Origin of the sequence: Streptomyces sp. NPDC001941 (assembly GCF_040296945.1) — a bacterium.
Taxonomy (GTDB): Bacteria; Actinomycetota; Actinomycetes; order Streptomycetales; family Streptomycetaceae; genus Streptomyces.
In genome coordinates this window covers 24,826-42,054 of sequence record NZ_JBEOYE010000041.1, presented here as the reverse complement: position 1 = coordinate 42,054, position 17,229 = coordinate 24,826, and the positions used below count along the sequence as shown (strand labels likewise).

General features: G+C 72.7%; 15 protein-coding genes. 3 read left to right on the top strand and 12 right to left on the bottom strand.

Annotation, left to right across the window (positions count from 1 at the left end):
- Nucleotides 1-8: 8 nt before the first annotated feature.
- From ABT160_RS25520 to ABT160_RS25490, 7 genes are all read right to left on the bottom strand, one after another.
- Entirely contained in the window at nucleotides 9-581 is a 573-nt protein-coding gene (locus ABT160_RS25520) for a thiamine pyrophosphate-dependent enzyme (protein WP_351650124.1), read from the bottom strand.
- A gap of 4 nt (nucleotides 582-585) precedes the next feature.
- The gene (locus tag ABT160_RS25515) at nucleotides 586-1,140 is read right to left on the bottom strand and encodes a thiamine pyrophosphate-binding protein (RefSeq protein ID WP_351650123.1); all 555 of its coding nucleotides are present in this window, start codon (nucleotides 1,138-1,140) and stop codon (nucleotides 586-588) included.
- 13 nt (nucleotides 1,141-1,153) lie between these two features.
- Nucleotides 1,154-2,386: a GNAT family N-acetyltransferase gene (locus ABT160_RS25510; protein ID WP_351650122.1), complete on the bottom strand. Its 1,233-nt coding sequence runs from the start codon at nucleotides 2,384-2,386 to the stop codon at nucleotides 1,154-1,156.
- The gene (locus ABT160_RS25505) at nucleotides 2,383-3,141 is read right to left on the bottom strand and encodes a YqcI/YcgG family protein (RefSeq protein WP_351650121.1); all 759 of its coding nucleotides are present in this window, start codon (nucleotides 3,139-3,141) and stop codon (nucleotides 2,383-2,385) included. Before ABT160_RS25505 ends, ABT160_RS25510 begins: the two co-directional genes overlap by 4 nt.
- The gene (locus ABT160_RS25500; protein ID WP_351650120.1) at nucleotides 3,134-4,117 is read right to left on the bottom strand and encodes a nucleoside-diphosphate kinase; all 984 of its coding nucleotides are present in this window, start codon (nucleotides 4,115-4,117) and stop codon (nucleotides 3,134-3,136) included. The genes ABT160_RS25505 and ABT160_RS25500 overlap by 8 nt, the downstream gene beginning before the upstream one ends.
- A gap of 540 nt (nucleotides 4,118-4,657) precedes the next feature.
- The gene (locus ABT160_RS25495) at nucleotides 4,658-5,215 is read right to left on the bottom strand and encodes a GNAT family N-acetyltransferase (protein ID WP_351650119.1); all 558 of its coding nucleotides are present in this window, start codon (nucleotides 5,213-5,215) and stop codon (nucleotides 4,658-4,660) included.
- A 49-nt stretch (nucleotides 5,216-5,264) separates the two neighbouring features.
- Nucleotides 5,265-5,438: a hypothetical protein gene (locus ABT160_RS25490; protein ID WP_351650118.1), complete on the bottom strand. Its 174-nt coding sequence runs from the start codon at nucleotides 5,436-5,438 to the stop codon at nucleotides 5,265-5,267.
- Between the two features lie 201 nt (nucleotides 5,439-5,639).
- Here ABT160_RS25490 and ABT160_RS25485 point away from each other — a divergent pair, with 201 nt between their 5' ends.
- Nucleotides 5,640-7,124: a hypothetical protein gene (locus tag ABT160_RS25485; RefSeq protein WP_351650117.1), complete on the top strand. Its 1,485-nt coding sequence runs from the start codon at nucleotides 5,640-5,642 to the stop codon at nucleotides 7,122-7,124.
- Nucleotides 7,125-7,177: 53 nt separating this feature from the next.
- Here ABT160_RS25485 and ABT160_RS25480 read toward each other — a convergent pair whose 3' ends face one another.
- Entirely contained in the window at nucleotides 7,178-8,449 is a 1,272-nt protein-coding gene (locus ABT160_RS25480; protein WP_351650116.1) for an MFS transporter, read from the bottom strand.
- Nucleotides 8,450-8,636: 187 nt separating this feature from the next.
- On the opposite strand from ABT160_RS25480, the gene ABT160_RS25475 reads away from it, so the two are divergent.
- Both ABT160_RS25475 and ABT160_RS25470 read left to right on the top strand, forming a co-directional pair.
- Nucleotides 8,637-9,455, top strand: coding sequence for a hypothetical protein (locus tag ABT160_RS25475; protein ID WP_351650115.1), 819 nt, complete (start codon nucleotides 8,637-8,639; stop codon nucleotides 9,453-9,455).
- A gap of 151 nt (nucleotides 9,456-9,606) precedes the next feature.
- Nucleotides 9,607-10,377, top strand: coding sequence for a L,D-transpeptidase (locus ABT160_RS25470; RefSeq protein ID WP_351650114.1), 771 nt, complete (start codon nucleotides 9,607-9,609; stop codon nucleotides 10,375-10,377).
- A 51-nt stretch (nucleotides 10,378-10,428) separates the two neighbouring features.
- Here the strand turns inward: ABT160_RS25470 and ABT160_RS25465 are convergent, their stop codons facing one another.
- The 4 genes from ABT160_RS25465 to ABT160_RS25450 form a co-directional block, all read right to left on the bottom strand.
- The gene (locus ABT160_RS25465; RefSeq protein ID WP_351650113.1) at nucleotides 10,429-11,889 is read right to left on the bottom strand and encodes a hypothetical protein; all 1,461 of its coding nucleotides are present in this window, start codon (nucleotides 11,887-11,889) and stop codon (nucleotides 10,429-10,431) included.
- A 245-nt stretch (nucleotides 11,890-12,134) separates the two neighbouring features.
- Complete coding sequence (locus ABT160_RS25460) at nucleotides 12,135-12,566, bottom strand: hypothetical protein (RefSeq protein ID WP_351650112.1); 432 nt, start codon at nucleotides 12,564-12,566, stop codon at nucleotides 12,135-12,137.
- Nucleotides 12,567-12,659: 93 nt separating this feature from the next.
- Nucleotides 12,660-16,817: a trypsin-like peptidase domain-containing protein gene (locus tag ABT160_RS25455; protein ID WP_351650111.1), complete on the bottom strand. Its 4,158-nt coding sequence runs from the start codon at nucleotides 16,815-16,817 to the stop codon at nucleotides 12,660-12,662.
- A gap of 13 nt (nucleotides 16,818-16,830) precedes the next feature.
- Nucleotides 16,831-17,145, bottom strand: a complete 315-nt coding sequence (locus ABT160_RS25450) for a trypco2 family protein (protein WP_351650110.1) — start codon at nucleotides 17,143-17,145, stop codon at nucleotides 16,831-16,833.
- Between the last annotated feature and the right edge of the window lie 84 nt (nucleotides 17,146-17,229).

The window sequence follows — 17,229 nt, the reverse complement described above, 5'->3', positions numbered from 1 at the left end:
CCGTCTCGTCAGGCCCGGCCGGTACGGAAGCGGGCGGTGAACCGGGTGGTGATCTCGGCCGGGTGGTAGGGCACCCGGGGTGGTTTCGGCCCGGTGTCGGGCGCGGTGCGCACGTGCACGAAGGCAGGTCGCCGCGCCCCGGCGGCCGCGCTGAGGGCCGCTTGCAGTTCGTCGGGCGCGGACACCGACACGGCGGTGGCGTAGCGGGCGGCGCGGGCGGCCGCGGGGAAGTCGAAGGACGGCGCGGGCGAGGGCTGGCCGCCGGTGCTCTCGTACTCCCCGTTGTCCAGGACGACGTGCACCAGCGTGCCGCGCGCGAGCGGGGCCAGGGGGAGTGCGGACAGGCCCATCAGGGCGTTCCCGTCGCCCTCGACGGCGAAGGCGGGCAGGCCCGAGCGGCGTGCGAACCCCAGGGCGAGCGGCAGGGCCAGGCCCATGCTGCCCATCATGTAGAAGTTCTCGTCGCGGTCCGCCCTGGCGTACAGGGCACGGGGGTTGAGCCCGTTGCCGACGAAGAGGGCCGCACCCGCCCCGTCGGCGGCGCGGGCGACGGCGGTGAGCGTCTCGTCGCGGTCGAGCACGGTGTCACTCTCCTTCCGGTGCGCACAGCACGGCCACGGGGCCGCCCACCAGGGCCGCCTGTTCCCGGGCCCCGCGCAGCTGTGCCGCGATGCCCTGGAAGTCGCCGAAGCGGCAGCGCAGCGACGGGATGCCCAGGGCGCGCAGCACGGCGGGGGCGGGCTCGCCGATGACGTTGTGGTGGGGCACGTCCCGGCCGTCGTGCCCGGCCCAGGAGACCAGCAGCACCAGCGGGACGCGATAGACGATGGCCAGGCTGGTGAGCGCGTCGACGCAGGTGCCCAGGCCGGCGCTCTTCATGAAGACCAGTGGTGAGGCGCCCGCGAGGTACGCGCCTGCGGCCATGCCCACGCAGTTGTCCTCGCGGGTGCCGGGCAGGTAGCACTCGGCGGCGCGCTCGTGGGCGGCCAGGGCGGTCAGGAAGCCGGAGAGGAAGGAGTCGGGGACGCCGGTGACGAAGTCGTATCCGGTGGCGAAGAGTTCGTCGATCAGGGCGCTCTGGCGGGGATCGGCGACGGGGGCGGTCGGCCCGTCGGTGTGGTGCGGTCGGGTCACTGTCACGTGCGGTCTCCAGTCAGCCGTGCTCCAGCCGGTGCTGGTCGGAGGGGGAGTCGGGGTGCGGGGCCCTGCCCCCGGGCTCCCGTCGGGTGGGTGGCTCGCGTCGCGGTCCGGGGGCGGAATCGGTCAGGTCGGTGGTCCACAGGTCGCGCCGCGCCCCGTGGCAGCCGCGCCACTTCTTGCTCCGCTCGTAGCCCAGGCCGTAGTCGATGCTGCGCACCCCCTCGGCGAGGGCGGCGCGGACGGGCGCGTAGAACATGGCGTCGAAGTACGTCCCGCGGGAGGCGGGATCGGCGTAGTCGAACCCGCACCAGAAGACGTGCCACTGGTCGTGGTGGGTGAGGAAGAGGCTGAAGCCGACGACGTCGCCGCGGGCCGAGGTGCAGTGGAAGAGCCGGAACCGGTCCGGCGGGTAGAGGGCCAGCAGCCGGTCCAGCCGAGCGCGCTCCACGTCGCGGTGGCTGTAGCCGCCGTACTTGCCGATGAGGTTCATGCGCAGTGCGACCTCGTGGTCCCCGGGTGCGGCGGCGTCGGCCAGGGCAGTGCGGACCCCGGCCCGGGACAGGTCCCGCAGGTCCCAACGCACCTTCTGGCGACTGGTCTTGGTCAGCCCCGCCACGTACGCGTCGAAGCCGTCCGCGCCCGACACGCCCTCCGGGAGGTCCAGCACCGACCGTACGGTGCCGGGGTGCCGGTGCCACGCGGGGGCGTCGTCCAGTGCCCGGGTGAGGGCGGCACCGGAGGCGTACAGCACGGCCGCGCGCACCGCACCGGCCCGCCGCGCCCAGTCGGTGACGGCGTCGAGGAGTTCGCGCACCCGGTGTGCGGCGGTGTCCGGTGGCCCTTCGGTGAGGACGGCGCAGTCGTATCCGGGCTGGACGAGCACCAGGCAGGGGAAGGACGCGGTGCGCTCCGGCGCCGGCCCGGTGGGCGGCGGCTGGTCGGGGAAGACCGGCGGGTCGCGCCAGAGCAGGTCGTGGGGGTTGAACGACTCGTAGCAGTCGGGGTCCTCGACGAGGTACCCGGTCGTCGCGGCGAGGGTGCGCCCGCCGCGCGTCAGGCGGAAGAACAGGCCCCGGCCGGGCGGCCGGTCGCCCATCATGGCCAGCCAGGCCGGGGACGTCAGGAAGGTCCGGTCGGGCCAGTCGGCGGGGAGGGCCTCGTCGACGAGCAGATGGGTGGCGCGGTCCGGGTCGGCGTGCTGCACGGAAGTCGTCGTACCGGCCGTCGCCGGTGTCGCGGGTGTCACGCGCCCTCCCGGTGCACGGGGCAGGTGCCGTGGAGAGGTGCGCCGTCCACGTCGGGGAAGTACTGCTTCCACTTGTGCGTGGTGGAGCCGAGGCCGTCCCCCGCGTCGGAGAGCAGGGGCACGTCCTCGTACTCCGCGAGGCTGCGGCGGATGCGCCGCTTGGCCGCGCGACCGGCGTCCGTGGCCCCGCTGATGGTCCGGAAGACGCTCCGGCACTGCACGCCGATCACCAGCGACTCACCGAGCGCCCGGCTGCGCCGGGGGCCGTACGCCGGGCAGGTCCCGAAGGCGAAGAGCGGTTCGCCGGCGAAGGCGAACTCCCACAGCGGGTCGTCGGGGTCGGAGGGCACGCCCTCGGGGCGCGGACCGGGGTCGCGGGAGTGCAGCGCGGACAGCACGTCCCAGAACCGGGACCGGTACCAGACGAAGTCCCGGCCGGGCTCCGGCGGTCCGACGAGCAGCAGCAGGGACAGCCGCTCGGCGGGCCGCTCGCGCTGGTGCTCGACGAAGGCGCGGAGGTCCGCCGCGACGGCGTCCGCCTCCCGCCCCTGCTCGCCGTGCAGGTCCCAGTACGTGTAGTGGTTGGCGCCGCCCGTCTCGCCGATCGTCCCGAAGTGGCACGGGTAGGGGGCGGGCCGCTCGGCGAGCAGCGTGGCGCGCACGCGCAGGCGCTCCTGGCGCGCCCAGTCCGGGAAGCCGGGAGGCACCTGCTCGCCGCTGCTGGTGAGCCGCTGCGCGGCCACGGCGTCAGGCATGGGGCACCGGCTCCGCGACGATGCCGGGTGCGCGGGAGGCGACGGGCACGGACGGCGTCCGGCGCAGTGGCGGGAAGTGCTGCGAGGTGGTGAGCACGGCGCGGGCCCACGGGTCGACGGAGATGCCGGCGCCGTCGAGCGCGCGCCACAACCGCTCGGTGTCCAGGGGCGGTTGGTCGGGGGTGAAGGAGGACGTCAGGGCGCGTCGCAGCAGCAGGTCAGCGTGTCCGTCCAGGCCGTGAGCCACGCGGGCGAGGAAGTCGTCGCCGAGCGGCGCGTCGGGCAGCACGGACAGCTCCCGCGGCTCCAGCAGTTCGCTCGCGAGGACGTCCGCCTCGGGGCGCGGCAGGAGTTCCCACAGGTGGGCCACGAGCGCGCGCCGCAGCTGCTCGCGCACCTCGGGGAAGCCGCGCGTCTCCCGCGCTCCCTCGGGCCGGTCCAGGAGCGCGGCCAGGGCCCGCGCGCCGGGGGAGGACAGCGCGTCGGGGTGGTCCGGAAGGTCGGTCGGGCCGTGGTTGTTCCGGTCGCGCACGAAGAACGTACGCCAGTCCAGCTCGGCCTCCTCGGGACTGTCGGAGGCGTGCAGCAGCCCGAGGATCGTGTTCACCGCGCCGAGCCGCAGCCGCAGGGAGTCGGGGGAGGCCCGCTCCAGCGCCCCGGACCCCTTGAGCGCGGTGAAGTGGCCGTGGATCTGCGGCATACCGCGCAACAACAGGGCCAGGGAAGGACCCAGGGAGTACAGCGTGTCGATGGCGCGATACCGGTAGGTGCCGAAGTGGATGCGGCGCTGCGCCAGGTCGTCGTAGATGGTGTCCAGGAGCAGGCTCCCGGGCTGGACTACACGCGAGGCGAGTTGTTCGCATCCGCAACTCAGTACTTCGTCGACGACGCGGCGGCCGACGCCGCGCAGAAAGGAATCGGGACTCACCACTACGACGACGCAGCGGGACCAGTCGATGCTCCGGTCCGTGGTCACGTGCACACCCCTTCGCGCTCGCAGGAAGAAATCGCTGGCAGCTTGAAGACTGATGGGAGAAGAGGGGAGATGGGGGGAGAGGAGAAAAAGGGAGGGGGACCCGCGGGGATGGGGTGCGGTGGCGAGGGGAGCGCAGGGTGGGGGGAGCGCTCGGTCGTCGGAGACTCGCTGCTGCCGCGGACCCGGAGGTCGTTGCCGTTTGCTGTTGTGTGCGTCCGCAGTCCGTGACGGCGGCGTCGGGCACCCCAGGAACGTAGATCGCACACATGGGCGAGTCAATGGATCACCGTCGAGGATCAGCCAGACTGGCCGGGCGGTGCTCGACGGGTTTGTCCGGGGTTGCCGTCTTGTCAACCGGATGTTCAACCGGCTCCCGGGTGCGCGGATGCCATGTTCCGGCCTGCACGGCCAAGAATGTTCCTTTTGGTGGGAGCCGCATGTGTCGGCCGAATATCCACCCCGCGCGTGCGCGGTACGTTTGCGGCGCGTCGGGCGACGAGACGCGTGCGGGCGCCCCGCGCCGACACGGGTGGCCCGGCGTCAGCCGGGCCCGGCGGCGCCCACCCGCCCGTACACGTACATGTCGCGCCGCTCCGTACCCACCAACTGCCAGCTGCGTAGCAGCCCTTCGCGCACGAACCCGGCCTCTTCCGCCGTGCGGCAGGACGCCGTGTTCCACGGCTCGACGAAGAGCTGGAGGCGGGGAATGCGCAAGTCGTCGGCGGCCCAGGCGCTCACCGCCCGCAGCGCCGCAGAGGCGGCCCCGTGCCCGCGCGCCGACTCCGCCACCCAGTAGCCCAGAGTGGCGCGCCCCTGCGCCACCTCACCCACCCACAGGCCGATGGTCCCCAGGGCGCGGTCGTCGTCGGCCCGGGCGATGACGAAGGGGTAGCCGGTCCCGCCGGTCGTCCGCTCCCACTGCCGCCGCACGAAGGCCACGCCCTCGTCGTACGAATAGGCGGAGGGGACGGTGGTGATCAGCGGGATGTACGGGTCGCCCGCGGCCTCCTCCACGAGCGGGAGGTCGTCGAGCCGCCAGGGCCGCAGGACCAGCGCGTCGTTCGCGCGCAACAGCGGTACTTCGTGGGGCAGGTGCATGCGCCCCATGCTGCCGCGCCGACGGTGGGCCCCTGTGGCCGGGTCGCGGTCACAGGGGTGGGACGATGCCCCGGCCCAGCGCCCAGCCGCCACCGGTGAGGAGCACCAGGGACAGCACGGCCAGCAGTCGGGCGGGGCGGCGCCTCAGCACCAGGTGGAGGCTCCCGATCCGCAGCTCGAGGTAGGGGACGGCCTGTTCGCGCTTCACGCTCTTCGATGTCATGCGTCTTCCTTCGGTGTCATGCGTCCTCGCTTCGGTTGTGGCGAGGGGGCGGGCCGGAACGCCGGCCGCCCCCTCCGGCCAGGGCTCCGCCGAGGTCCGTCACGGCGGAGCCCCCTTGATCGATGCTGAGGCCGGGCGCCTCGCTGTCGCTAGCGCGCAAGAGTTGCCACCAGGTGGCAACTCTCCCTGGACAATGGCCGCATGACCGCCGACACCGACCCGGCACCCGCGCTGAAGGCCCTGCTCAAGGACCTGCTGCGGGGCACTGGGCTGACCCAGCAGAGCTACGCCCGACGCAGTGGCCTCAACCCCACCCAGCTCTCCAGGCTCATCAACCTCCACCAGGTGCCGCAGACCGAGTTCCTGCACCGGCTGATCGACACGGCGGACCAGGGCCCCGGCGGCCCGGTGGAGCGAGAGGTCCGGGAACGGGCCGACGGACTCCTGCTCGCGCTCGTCGCCCAGCGGCACCCGGAGCGGCGGTACGAGGAGGAGACGCGGCGCCGCGACCACGCCGAGGTCCGACGCCGCGCCGAAGACCTCCAGGCCCGGCTGGACGCCTGCGAGAGGGACCTGGCCGCCGCCACGGCACGAGCGGAGCAACTGCGCACGGAAAGACGACAGTTGCGTGCGGACCGCAGCCGGGCCCAGCAGAAGCTCGACGTCAGCCTGACGACCGTCCGCAAGCTGAACAAGCAGCTGGACGCGGCGCTCGCCGCCCCCCGCTCGCACCAGGAGGTACGGGAGGCGGTGCGCCGGCGCTGGGACGCGGACCCGTCCGACCGCTGCCAGGACCTCCTGCTCCCGGCGGCGACCGCCCTCGCCCCGCTGGAGGCCCTGCACCTGCTGGTCTGGCTCTGGAGCACACCGCACGACGCCTTCCGGACGGACGGCACCGGCCAGGTGTTCCTGGAGGACTTCCTGCGCTGCCGCAGCGCGGCGGACGTCAGCCAGCTGGGCACGGCCCTGCTCGTGGACGCCGTTCCGGGCCACCCCCGGCAGTGGGCCGAGCACCTGCTGACCGGGCTCGGACGCCGGCGGCCGCTGCCCGAACTGCTCGCCCAGCGGGACGACTGGACCGCCGACGAGTCGGTGCCGTGGACGGAGTACTGGGACCGGCACTGGCTGACCGGCTGGATGGGCGGCGACCGGCCGCTCCACGAACGCCTGGCGGTGTTCGACCCGGCGATGGAGGACGCCTGCCCCGGGATCGCCCGCAGGGCGGCCGACGCGCTGCGTACCGTGGTCCGTCCGGCCGACGCCGCGGAGATGCTCCTGGCACTGGCGGAAAGCGGGCACCCGTACGCGGAAGCCGTCGCGCTCGTCCACTTCGACCCCGACTGGGGCCCACTGCAGGATCCGGAGCCGGTGACGACGGAGTTCTGGCTGCGCCTGTGCCGCCCGTACGGTCGCGTCGAGGCACAAGCGGCGGTCATGCGGGCCGCCTGCCAGGCGCTGCGCGCGGAAGAGGTGGCGGCCACCCTGGCCTGGCTGCACCGCTGGGTCTGGGAGGCGCGCCTGGACGAGACGGTCCTCGACACGTTCCTGACCGCCGTGTGCGGCGACGCCGCGACCGCTCGTACGGTACGGGAACGACTCCGCGACGGGATCGACCCCGGCCGGGCCGCCGTGGCCGAGAGGCTCGGGGAACTGGTGCCGGACCGGGATCCACCTGGCACTGGCTGAGGGCGGGCGAACGCCTTGCCGCCGGGCTGGGTGTGTGCCCGGGAGGTCCCGTCTCAGGGTGCCTTCTGGTCGGCGCGCTTCTCGACCTGAGTGGCCACCCGCGCGCCCCGGAAGAGCACTGGGAGCCACAGGATGCAGGCCAGCAGCGGGACCGCCGCGTAGGTGGCCATGCCCGTGCCGGAGCCCAGTCCGTCCATGAGCGCGCCTAGGACGAGGTAGCCGATGCCGATGAGCGCCGACTCCACGAACGCGATCATCGAGAGCAGGCTCGCCCGGTGGCGCGACGGCACGGCCTCGTTGAACACGTTGTCCACGAGCACGGCAGTGACCTCCGGAACCCCGACCAGGGCCAGGAACGCGGCGACCGTGACCCAGGCGAGCCCGAGGCCGCTGAGGCCGAGGGCCACGGCCAGCGCCAGGAGGGACACCGGGACGATCACCCGGTAGCCGATGTGCCGGTCCGCGCGGTCCGAAAGCAGCGGTATGAGCCCGCCGACGAGGAATCCCCCGGCGATGGCCACACTGACCCACGCGGTGCCCGCTCCCTGATCGGAGAGGGTCTTCTGCGTGAAGATGATGTACGGGGTCAACGTCGCGTGCATCAGCCCGGACACCACGACGAGCGTGAGCAGCGCGGGCGTGGCGACCCGGAGCACCGCACGCCACGCCGTGGCGTCACCCTGCCCCTCGGCCCCGTCCCGCTCGTCCACCGCGTCCGCGCCACGGATCTCGGGCACCCGTGACACCAGCACCACCACGGCCAGGACGAGGCACGCCGCCGAACCGGCGTACACGGCTCCCCAGGAGAGCTGCTGGAGCTGGCCGCCGAGCACGATGGCGGCTCCCGAGGTGACCGTCCCGAGCATGGTGAAACGGGACCTGATCCGGACGTAACCAGCCGTCGCGCCACGCCGCACGAGCAAGTCGTACAGCAGGGCGGTGTCCGAGCCGGACACGCAGGCCATCCCTATGCCCTGCCCGATGAACAGCGCCAGGAACATCCAGTAGTCGGAGAACGCTGCCTGGCCGAGCAGACATCCGGCCACCAGTACCTGACCGATCACGATGCTGGCGCGCCTGCCGATGCGGTCGGCGATGACTCCCGTCGGCAACTCCGCGAGTCCGCTCACCAGGTAGAGCAGTGTCTGCAGCAGGGCCACTTGCCCGACGGAGAAGCCCCGTTGATAGAGGAAGAGGACGAACACGCCGCGCTGGAAGAGCGAGTTGGCGAGCACGGCGTACGCGTAGAAGGGTCGCGCGACCGTCCGTGCCGCATCGTCGATCGGGGCCGACCCGCCGAGGGGACGTCGCACGGTGCCGGTCATGCCGTGACTGTCCCATGCCGCGTCACGACGGGTCCTCTCATTTTCCGGGGGTGCGAACCGGGCGGCATGACGCGGGCCGAGCCACGTCGCCAGGCAGCGCGACGCGGTTAGCCCGGTCGCCTGGTTTTCGCGGCGGGCCGGTGTGTGGTGGACGGTGTTATGTACTGACGTGCTGACAATGCGTCATATGAACGTGAGAAGCAGCCTGGTCGCCGCTGCGGCCGTCGCATCCGTGATCGTGCTGGCGGGCCCCGCCTCCGCTCAGCAGCTCTCCGCGCCCCTGCCGCCGGTCTCCGGGGCGGGCGCGCTCGAAGCAGCCGGCGTCCAGGGCCCCGGGCCCACGCCGTTCGACTGCGAGGAGTGCCTCGACAAGAACTTCAAGAAGTACCTGGAAGCCGCCTTCAAGGCGAACCCCACGAAGTACCGGCAGATGTTCAAGGGCGACCCGGGCCCGGCCGGTCCTGCGGGAGCGCCGGGCGGGCCTCCCGGCCCGCAGGGCGAGAAGGGGGATGACGGTACCCGTGGCCCTGCGGGCCCGGCCGGTCCGGCCGGCGCTGCGGGAGCGAAGGGCGACAAGGGTGACAAGGGCGACGCGGGTTCGGCCGGTGCTGTGGGCACCGCGGGCACTGCGGGGCCCAAGGGCGACAAGGGTGACAAGGGCGATGCGGGAGCTCCCGGCGCTGCCGGAGCCAAGGGCGACAAGGGTGACGCAGGCGCGGCCGGAGCGGCCGGTGCCCGGGGGCCTGCCGGTCCCGTGGACCTGATCCGTGTCGACGGCCCGAGGGTCCCTGTCGCGGCCAACTCGGTCCAGACCATTCCTGCTCCGGCGTGCCCTGCCGGGCGGCGCCCGATCGCCGCGCACATCGGGAACCTGGCCGGTGTGACCAAGACCTACGAGCGCACGTCCATTCCGGACGCCAACGGCAACAACTGGGCCGTGTACGTCGCGAACGAGGACTCCATGGAGCGCCCCCTGGGCGTCTACACGCTCTGCGCGGCCAACTGACCCTGCCGCACAGCGCCGTGCCGCCGCCCTCCGACGAGCGGCGGCACGGCGCCGCAGCCGTGAGGACGGCAAGGAACGCGAGCAACGTGAGGAAGGTGCCTGCCCAGTGCGTCCTCGACACCGCTTCGAGGGGCTGCGCCGAAGAGCTGCCGTGCCCCGACCCGCACAGTCGCTGTGCGGTCACCTCCTCGTACTTACTTTCGCGCTGACCGCTCTCGGCACCGGCTCCGGCGCCGCATCGGCTCCCCTCGCCTCCGTCGCCTCCACCACCACCGCTCCCCGGCCGGTCCCCGAACGGGAGCTGTCCCCGCCGTTCGAGAGCGACAAGAAGGCCCCCTTCTGCACCGCGTACACCGGTCCCCACCAGCAGCAGATCGAGCGGTACCTCGGGCTGAGAGCCGACGGCCGACAGTCCGTCGCCGACTGCAGGGCCGTGCAGAAGTTCCAGCAGAGCCGGCGCATCACCCCGAGCATCGGATACGCCGGACCGGTCACCTACGCCACCACGGTGCTGCTGCGCGCCCAGGCCAGTGCCGACCCGCGCAACGCGTGCCCGAAGCGCGCCGCCACGGTGGTCTGCGTCGACCTCACTCGCCAGCTCCTGTGGGCCGAGCGCGGCGGCAGGACCGTCTTCACGGCCCGCCCGGTCCGCTCCGGGGCCAAGGGGTACAGCACCCGCACCGGCTGGTTCCGCATCTCCTGGCGCCACCAGGACCACTGGTCGACCCTGTACCGCAGCCGCATGCCCTACGCCCAGTTCTTCTCCGGCGGACAGGCCTTCCACGCCCATGACGGCTCGGTCTACGCCCCGCCGGGCTCGCACGGCTGCGTCAACATGCGCCCGGCGGACGCCAAGGCGCTGTGGAAGCAGACCCGGGTCGGCACGTCGGTGTACGTCTTCGGCCGCAAACCCGGCACCTGACGCCCGCCGCATTCTGCGGAGCCGGAGCCTGAGGCCACCCCAGCGGATGCCCTAGCAGAGCAAGGGAGACCATTCGCCGGTGGGTCCGGTGTAGCGGGCTGTGGGGTCTGCCGCCCACCAGAGGCGGTCGAAAGAGGTGAGGATCGAATAGGTGCTGAGGGTGTTCAGGCAGCCGCAGTCGCTGTATTTGCTGCGGTAGGCGGCCTCGATGAGGGGGATCCGCTGCTGCCAGGTGGCGGTGTCGTAGCCGTGGCAGCCGGGACAGTTCTGGAAGTGCGCCAGGCAGCCGTGGAGGATCTGGTCGTAGTGGGCCTTGTTCTGGCAGCGGGAGCGTAGGTCGTAGTCGTCGGGGGTGGGGCTGGGCGGCAGCGGGTTGAGGCTGTTGAGTACGGGGTCGCCGTAGGGATCGGCCTCGGCCCGGTCGGGAGGGGTGGGGGCGGTCAGGTGGTCGAGGAGGATGTCGGCTTGGTAGCGGGCCATGTAGACCTGCCAGAGCAGCAGTCGGCCGGCGATGTGGATGGCCCAGTCGGCGCCGTGGTCGATGGCCCAGGCCCACACATCGGTGCAGAATCGACGGACCAGGTCGACGCTCTCCACGCCGGTGTGAGCGGCGGTGAAGGTGAGGACGTTGTAGTACTCGTTCGCGACGTTGTCGTGACGGCGGTCGCAGGCATCATGCGTGACCACGGCGGCGAGCGCGACCGCGTCGATGATGTTGTCGTCCCCGAGGAGCGGACCCTGCTCGTGGCGGGCTTGGAGGGTGAGTGCCCGGATCGCTGCGTTGATCACGCGGTATCGGATGGTGCGGAGCTCGTCGTCGGGAAGGCGTAGTTGCTCGGCCTTGGGGTGGAGGACGTCGGCATAGATGGCTTGGGTTGACGCCAGCCAGGCGTCCATGATTTTGCGTTCCTGCCCGTCAGCTTCATGGTCACGGTGGACGTGGTTGATGTACTCCACGACGCGCTGTGCGGTGATGTCGAGAGTCTCGGGCATCTGTTCGGCGAAGTGGTAGTAGTCGGCGAAGGAGTCGAACAGGCTGACGGAGCAGGAGCCGTGTACGCAGTCCCGGCACAGCCGGTTGTTGTCGATGAGGCACCAGGCATAGCCGTAGGTCTGCTCGGCCACTGCGTGCCAGAAGGGGGTGTCGGGGATGGGGATCGCTTCGGCCATGGCTTGCAGGAGTGATGTGCCGCGGGGGATGAAACCATGGCGGCGCGGCGCGTCGAAGGCGAGAGGGAGGTCGGGAAACTCCTTCAAAGCTCGGGTCTTGGCCAGATTTTCCTGGAAAGGAACCCCTCTCATATGGGAGTCGTAGCTGCCGACTGCGTTATGGGTGCCGAACAGGCGGGTCCCCATCGCTGGATCCCAGCCCTCCCGGAGACTTGGAATGCGTCGCATGTCGGAGGCGAGCAGGCTCGCGGTCCGTTCGTCGGGCCGGAACAAATCCGGCCCGTAGAGGGCCGCAGGTACGGGAGAGACTCCTGGTTCGACTATGTGCCCGACGGTGTCCATGACGACTCGTCCTCACTGTCGTTCGCTGTCTTCACGCATCGTCGATGAGACCTCAGCAGGGTCTGACGGCGTGGCAGGCGGCAGTTGCATCCCTTCCGTCATCAGCAGACGACGCAAAAGGCGGGTGGGACAAGGCCGTGTGGCCGCGCAAAGTGTGAAACTGTTGAATGCTTGTGCCCTTGTGACGCGGTGAGATCGGCGATGCCGTGGTCATCGCCGCCCAAGATCCTTTTGCGGGACAAGCCTTAGAGCTCGTAGTCCTGAGCCAGTTCCTCCCACCGGACGCCGCGCAGCGCAAGGTCGGCGTCCTCGCCCGACGGGACGTCCAAGCCGGTCTGGAACCAGATCAGAGTGAGAGCGGAACGGTGCGAAACCGCGTCGAGGTCGGGGGAGACGACGGTCGAGCGGAAGGACCCGATACAGGCCACGGCGGGCAGCACCTCAACGGGGCCGAAGGCGCCGGCCGGCTGGTCCGGGTACTCGCGGGCGGGCGGCACCAGGTGGACCGGCGTGGTGGGGAACGTGCGGTCCGCCTGGTGGCGGAGGCTCGTGACCTTCATGTCGTTGACGGGCTTGCACGGGTAGCCCTCCAGCATCCCTCCGTAAGTCGAGGACATGCGCAGTTCGGTGAGCTCGATCGAGCGTCCGGACGAGAGGGCTATTCGACTCAGCGACATGTCGACACTCTATGCGCAAGGTCGACTCACGGTGCGCGGGCCGTTGGCGTACCGCGGTCACGGTCGGTCCCGTCACGGTCGATCCCGTCACGGTCAGTCCCGTGCTGGTTCGTCCGCGAGGAGTCGGACCGCCAAGGCCGCGAGGCCGGGGTCGGTCAGGACGGCCGCTGGCAGATAGGCGGGCGTGCGGGGCCAAGTGGCCAGCAGACGGACCACGTACGTGCGACAGCGCGCGAGGTCGACCTCCCGGGCCGCGACCACGAACGCCGTGAGAGCCCGTTCCGCGTCGGCTCCGCCCGCACGGGAGCTCAGGCACGAGAATGCCTCGTCCAACAGCGCGAGGGCCTCTTCCCGTGAGCCGTCACGAGCGTGGGCCGTCGCGCGGGCGGCGAGGGCCGGCACCCGGTGGTCGGGGCTCGCGTCGGCCAGCAGCCGCAGCAGTTCGTCCGCGCGCGACGTCCGGCCGATGAGGGCGGCTCCGACGGCGGTCCGCGACCAGATCCGTGACCGTGCGTACGCCGCCGCGTCCGTCCACCCGGCCGCGGCCTGCCCCGCCTGGTCGATCAGGCGGTCGGCGCGGTCGGCCTCTCCCCGCGCGGCCGCGATGCGGGCCACCGCCGTCAGCGCCTCGGCCCTGTCCGGCGGTATCCCGACGGCCCGGGCCGCCCGCTCCGCGGCGTCGAGGTCACCGCGCACCGCGTGGGCCACGGGCTGTGCCGTCCGGCTCATGTACCCGCCCGGGTGACCGATCAGCCGCACGAGGGCCTCGGCCCATCGGGTCTCGCCCCGCTCCACGGCCTCGATCGCCGCGAGACCGGCGACGTCGTGTTCGATGCCCAGGCGCGCCACGCGGGCGGTGCCGCGCAGTGCGCGGCCTGCGGCGTCGAGCAGCTCGCCCACCAGCTTGAAGTGCCCGCCCTCGGCCGCCCCGAGGGCCCCTTCGCGGAGGACCAGGTACCGGTGCTCGGTGTCGCAGCGGTCGGCCAGGGCTTCCACCCGGCGCGGATCCCCGAAGCGTCCGGCGCCGTGTGCCAGCCGCGCCGCCGTGCGGTTCGTCTGGTCGGTCCGTCGCCTGCCGAGTGCGAAGAGTGCTTCCGTCTGCTCGAACCGTCCCTGGCGTGCGATGGCCTCCGTCAGCGCGAGAGCCTCCCAGAAGTGCTCGCGTGGCGGGCTGGTGTCGCGCAGGACCCGTTCGGCCCGCTCGGGGTCTCCCGCGCGGGCCACGGCGATGGCGAAGGCGGTGCGTACGTCGCCCTGGCGCCGGGGCTCCTCCAGGGCGGCGACCATCGGCTCGGCCCGCTCCAGGTGGCCGCGGGCGTCTTCGTCGGCACCGGCGTCGTGGGCCGCTTCCGCGCACCGGACCAGCGCTTGGAGCCGGGCCGCCCCATCGGGGAGGCTGTGGATCAGGGCCACCGCGTGCTCGGTACGTCCCAGCCGTTGCTGCACCTCGGCAAGGCGTACGACCGCCGATCCGGCCGCGGAGGAGGTGAGGGACCCCTCGACCTCCTCGGCCAGGCGACGAGCATGAGCAGCGTCGACGGCCACGGCCGATTCGGCCAGGTCGAGCAGTGCGGCGATGCGCTGCCTCGGGTGCGCGGGTTCCCGGCCGTGCCGCGACGGGGGAGCGGAGTCGCCGGCTTGCGAAGCGCCGTGCGCCGGTAGGGCTCCGAGAGCTCGCTCGCCCCGTGCCAGCAGGGTGCGCGCCAGGTCTGCGCCCTCCGCGTGGGCGGCGGCCCGGGTGAACTCCGCGTACACCCGGGCCAGGCCGACGGGGGTGCGCGGCCGTGGGAAGGAACGGAGGGCGTCCCCGAAGCCACGCGCCACCGCGCAGCCGAAGGCGATGCGCGGCAGCAGGTCTTCGCGGCGCGAACCGCTGCCGTCCGCCAGGCGTTCGGCGTCCAGGGCGACGCGCCGGGCCTCCGCCGGGTCCCCGGTGGCCGCATGGGCTTCGGCCACCCGGGCGAGGGCCACGGCCATCAGATCGGTGCCGGGGCTGGGTGGTGCGACGTGGACGAGGTGCTCGGCCTCGCGCAGGAGGTCTCGTGCGGTCGCCGGTGCTCCGGCCCGGTGCATGACGGGAGCGAGCGCCGCCACGCTCGGCGCGTGCCAGACGCTTCCGGCCTGGTCCCGTGCGGACGCCGCCCGTGCCCGCTGCACGAGCCGGTGGGCGCGTTCGAGGTCTCCCGTACGCGCGGCGACCGCGGCCAGGTCGGCGTAGGCGGTCGCGGAGTGCCAGATGACGGAGGCCAGGTACTCGGCCCTCGGCCACTGGCCCCGCTCGGCCCACGCCGTGACGATCGCGACCGGGAAGCTGCTGCTGGGGTCGGCGGGGACCTCCAGCAGCCGGTAGCGGCGCATCGCCAGCAGGCACGCGGCTCGAAGGGCCTCGGGGCCCGCGGTGGGCAGGGCGTGCAGCACGTCCGTGATCTCCTGCACGGCGGAGCCGTCGTGGCCGGTCCGCCGCTGCCACATCGCTACGCGGCCGGGTGACGGCAGCGCCGCGAGCGCGGACGGATCGGGGTCCGCCATGGCCACCGCGGGGTAGTGCAGGACGAGGTAGTCCGGGGTGTCGTCCGGCCAGCCGCGCTCGTCGAAGTCCGACGCCCAGGCGTGCAGCGCCGCCCTGTGGCGTGCGGCGGCCGTGGGCCCCACCGCCTCGACGGTGGCCCGGCGCAGCTCGTCGTGGGCGAAGCCGAAGCGCTGGGTGCTCCCCTCTCCCAGGGACGACAGGACCCGTGAGGAGACGCTGTCCACGACGGTCCGCACGTCGTAGGCGTCCAGTGAGAGGGCCCCGGTACCCAGGGCGCCGGCCCCGTCAACCAGTGCGCGGGCCCCGGCACGCCGTGCACCGGCTGCCCCTGCGCCGAGCGCGTCGGCGAGGTCGTCGACCGTCATCGGGCCTCCGACGGCCAGTGTGCCGAGCACGGCGCGGGCCTGCCGGTCCGGCAGGACGGCGGCGAGCTCGTCCGTCGCGCGCTCGCGCAGCCGGTTCGCGTACGGGGTCGGGGCGAGCCGTATCCGGGGGCAGCCGTGTTCCGTGCGCAAGGGGTGCGAGCGGGGGACGGCCGCCGGGACGGGCGGGTTCTCCCGGCCCAGGACGAGCACATGGCCGTACGCACCTGTCTCGGCCGGCAGCAGCGCGGCGATCGAGGGGGACTCGTCGTTCTCGTCCAAGCCGTCCACGAGCAGCAGCAGGTGCCGCCCGGTGGCCGCGGCCTGCGCGGACGCCCGTGCCCACAGGTCGTCCAGCGCGCTCTGCCCGGAGAACACCCCGGGCGGCTCGTCGACGAGGGCCGCGAGCTGGTCGCACACCTCCTGCTGGAACTGCCGCGTCTGCTCGCCGAAGCTGCGGGACACGAAGAACGCCACGACGTCGACGCCGTCCGGCGGACGGGCCGCGAAACGGGCGGCGAGAGCGGTCTTGCCCGCCCAGGGAGGCCCGATGACCCACCGGTAGGGCTGGTCGGAGCGGGCGAAGGCCTCCAGGTCGGCCAGCTCCTCCGCCCTGTCGTGCAACTCACCTGTGTGTGCGGCAAGTTGGAGGATCCTGCTGCCGTACCGGGTGGGGCGCCGCACCGGGCGCAGTTCGAGGGACACGCCGTCGTCGGCCAGGATCCGCCGGATGCGGGGGTCGCCCTGGAGGGCGGACACCGGGGTCGCGTGGAGGGCCGGGGCGTCGGGCTCCGCCGCCACCACGACGCCGACCAGGGAGCCCTCGGCGAACACGGCGCCACCGGAGAGCCCGCGCCACCGGGCCCCGAGCGTGCGGGGCCGCGCGTGCGGACGCAGTTCCAGGCGGCGGGTCTTGGTGAAGGTGTGGGTCGCGATCTCGGCGGTGACCTGGTAGCTGTCCCGTACGTCGCCGCCGGCCGGGTCCGTGACCCCCGCGAAGGCGGGGAAGCCCGTCACGGTCACCTCCACGGTCCGCGCGGGGTCGGCGCGCAGCGTGCCGAGGTCCGGGTGCCGCGAGCGCGGCCGCGGCGGCTCGCCGCTGAGCCGGAGCAGGGCAAGGTCGTCGGAGTCGTCCTCGGGAGTCCTCCAGGCCACGTCGGCGGGGTGCAGGGTGGCGTCACCCGCGAGTCGCACCGAGACGGTGCCGGTCGGCTCCGTCGTCCCCAGCAGGTGACGAGCAGTCAGGATGGTCCTGCTACCCAGGAGGTACCCCGTGCCGTAGCTCCAGCCGCCGGCCGGAGAGCGCACGATGACCTCCGCCACGCGCTCCAGGGCGGGGTGCTCCGCAGGGGGCGCCATCGCCGTCGCGGCTCTACCGCGGCTGCCGGTCGAGCTGGTCGCCGACCTTCACCGGCGTACCGTCCGGAACCTCGGGAGTGAGCGACAGGGTGATCCGCTGGCGGGACTCTCCCACGTGCCGGCCCGATCCGGCGGCGCCGACGACCCAGAACTTCACCTCTCCCGAGGCGCCCGTCTCGCGGGTCGTGGCGATCTCCAGTTCGAGTTCGACCGGGCCGACCACGAAGTGGATGTCGTGCGCGTCCGCCGTCTGCTGGGCCCTGCGCAGTTCGGTGCGCAAGGCTCCGATCCACTCGGCGAGTCCCACGACGGGCGATGTGTCTGTCAAGGCCGACCTTTCCGCTCCCTGGTTCCGGCAACCCGCTGTTTCCCCTTGCTGATCAACATAGTTGGAGCGGCGGCGTGGCGTGGT

Bases quoted from the DNA above. Each gene is read 5' to 3' on its own strand.
- ABT160_RS25475 (WP_351650115.1), top strand. From the start codon at position 8,637: ATGAACGTGAGAAGCAGCCTGGTCGCCGCTGCGGCCGTCGCATCCGTG.
- ABT160_RS25495 (WP_351650119.1), bottom strand. From the start codon at position 5,215: ATGCACCTGCCCCACGAAGTACCGCTGTTGCGCGCGAACGACGCGCTG.
- ABT160_RS25480 (WP_351650116.1), bottom strand. From the start codon at position 8,449: ATGACCGGCACCGTGCGACGTCCCCTCGGCGGGTCGGCCCCGATCGAC.
- ABT160_RS25490 (WP_351650118.1), bottom strand. From the start codon at position 5,438: ATGACATCGAAGAGCGTGAAGCGCGAACAGGCCGTCCCCTACCTCGAG.
- ABT160_RS25505 (WP_351650121.1), bottom strand. From the start codon at position 3,141: ATGCCTGACGCCGTGGCCGCGCAGCGGCTCACCAGCAGCGGCGAGCAG.
- ABT160_RS25455 (WP_351650111.1), bottom strand. From the start codon at position 16,817: ATGGCGCCCCCTGCGGAGCACCCCGCCCTGGAGCGCGTGGCGGAGGTC.
- ABT160_RS25465 (WP_351650113.1), bottom strand. From the start codon at position 11,889: ATGGACACCGTCGGGCACATAGTCGAACCAGGAGTCTCTCCCGTACCT.
- ABT160_RS25460 (WP_351650112.1), bottom strand. From the start codon at position 12,566: ATGTCGCTGAGTCGAATAGCCCTCTCGTCCGGACGCTCGATCGAGCTC.
- ABT160_RS25485 (WP_351650117.1), top strand. From the start codon at position 5,640: ATGACCGCCGACACCGACCCGGCACCCGCGCTGAAGGCCCTGCTCAAG.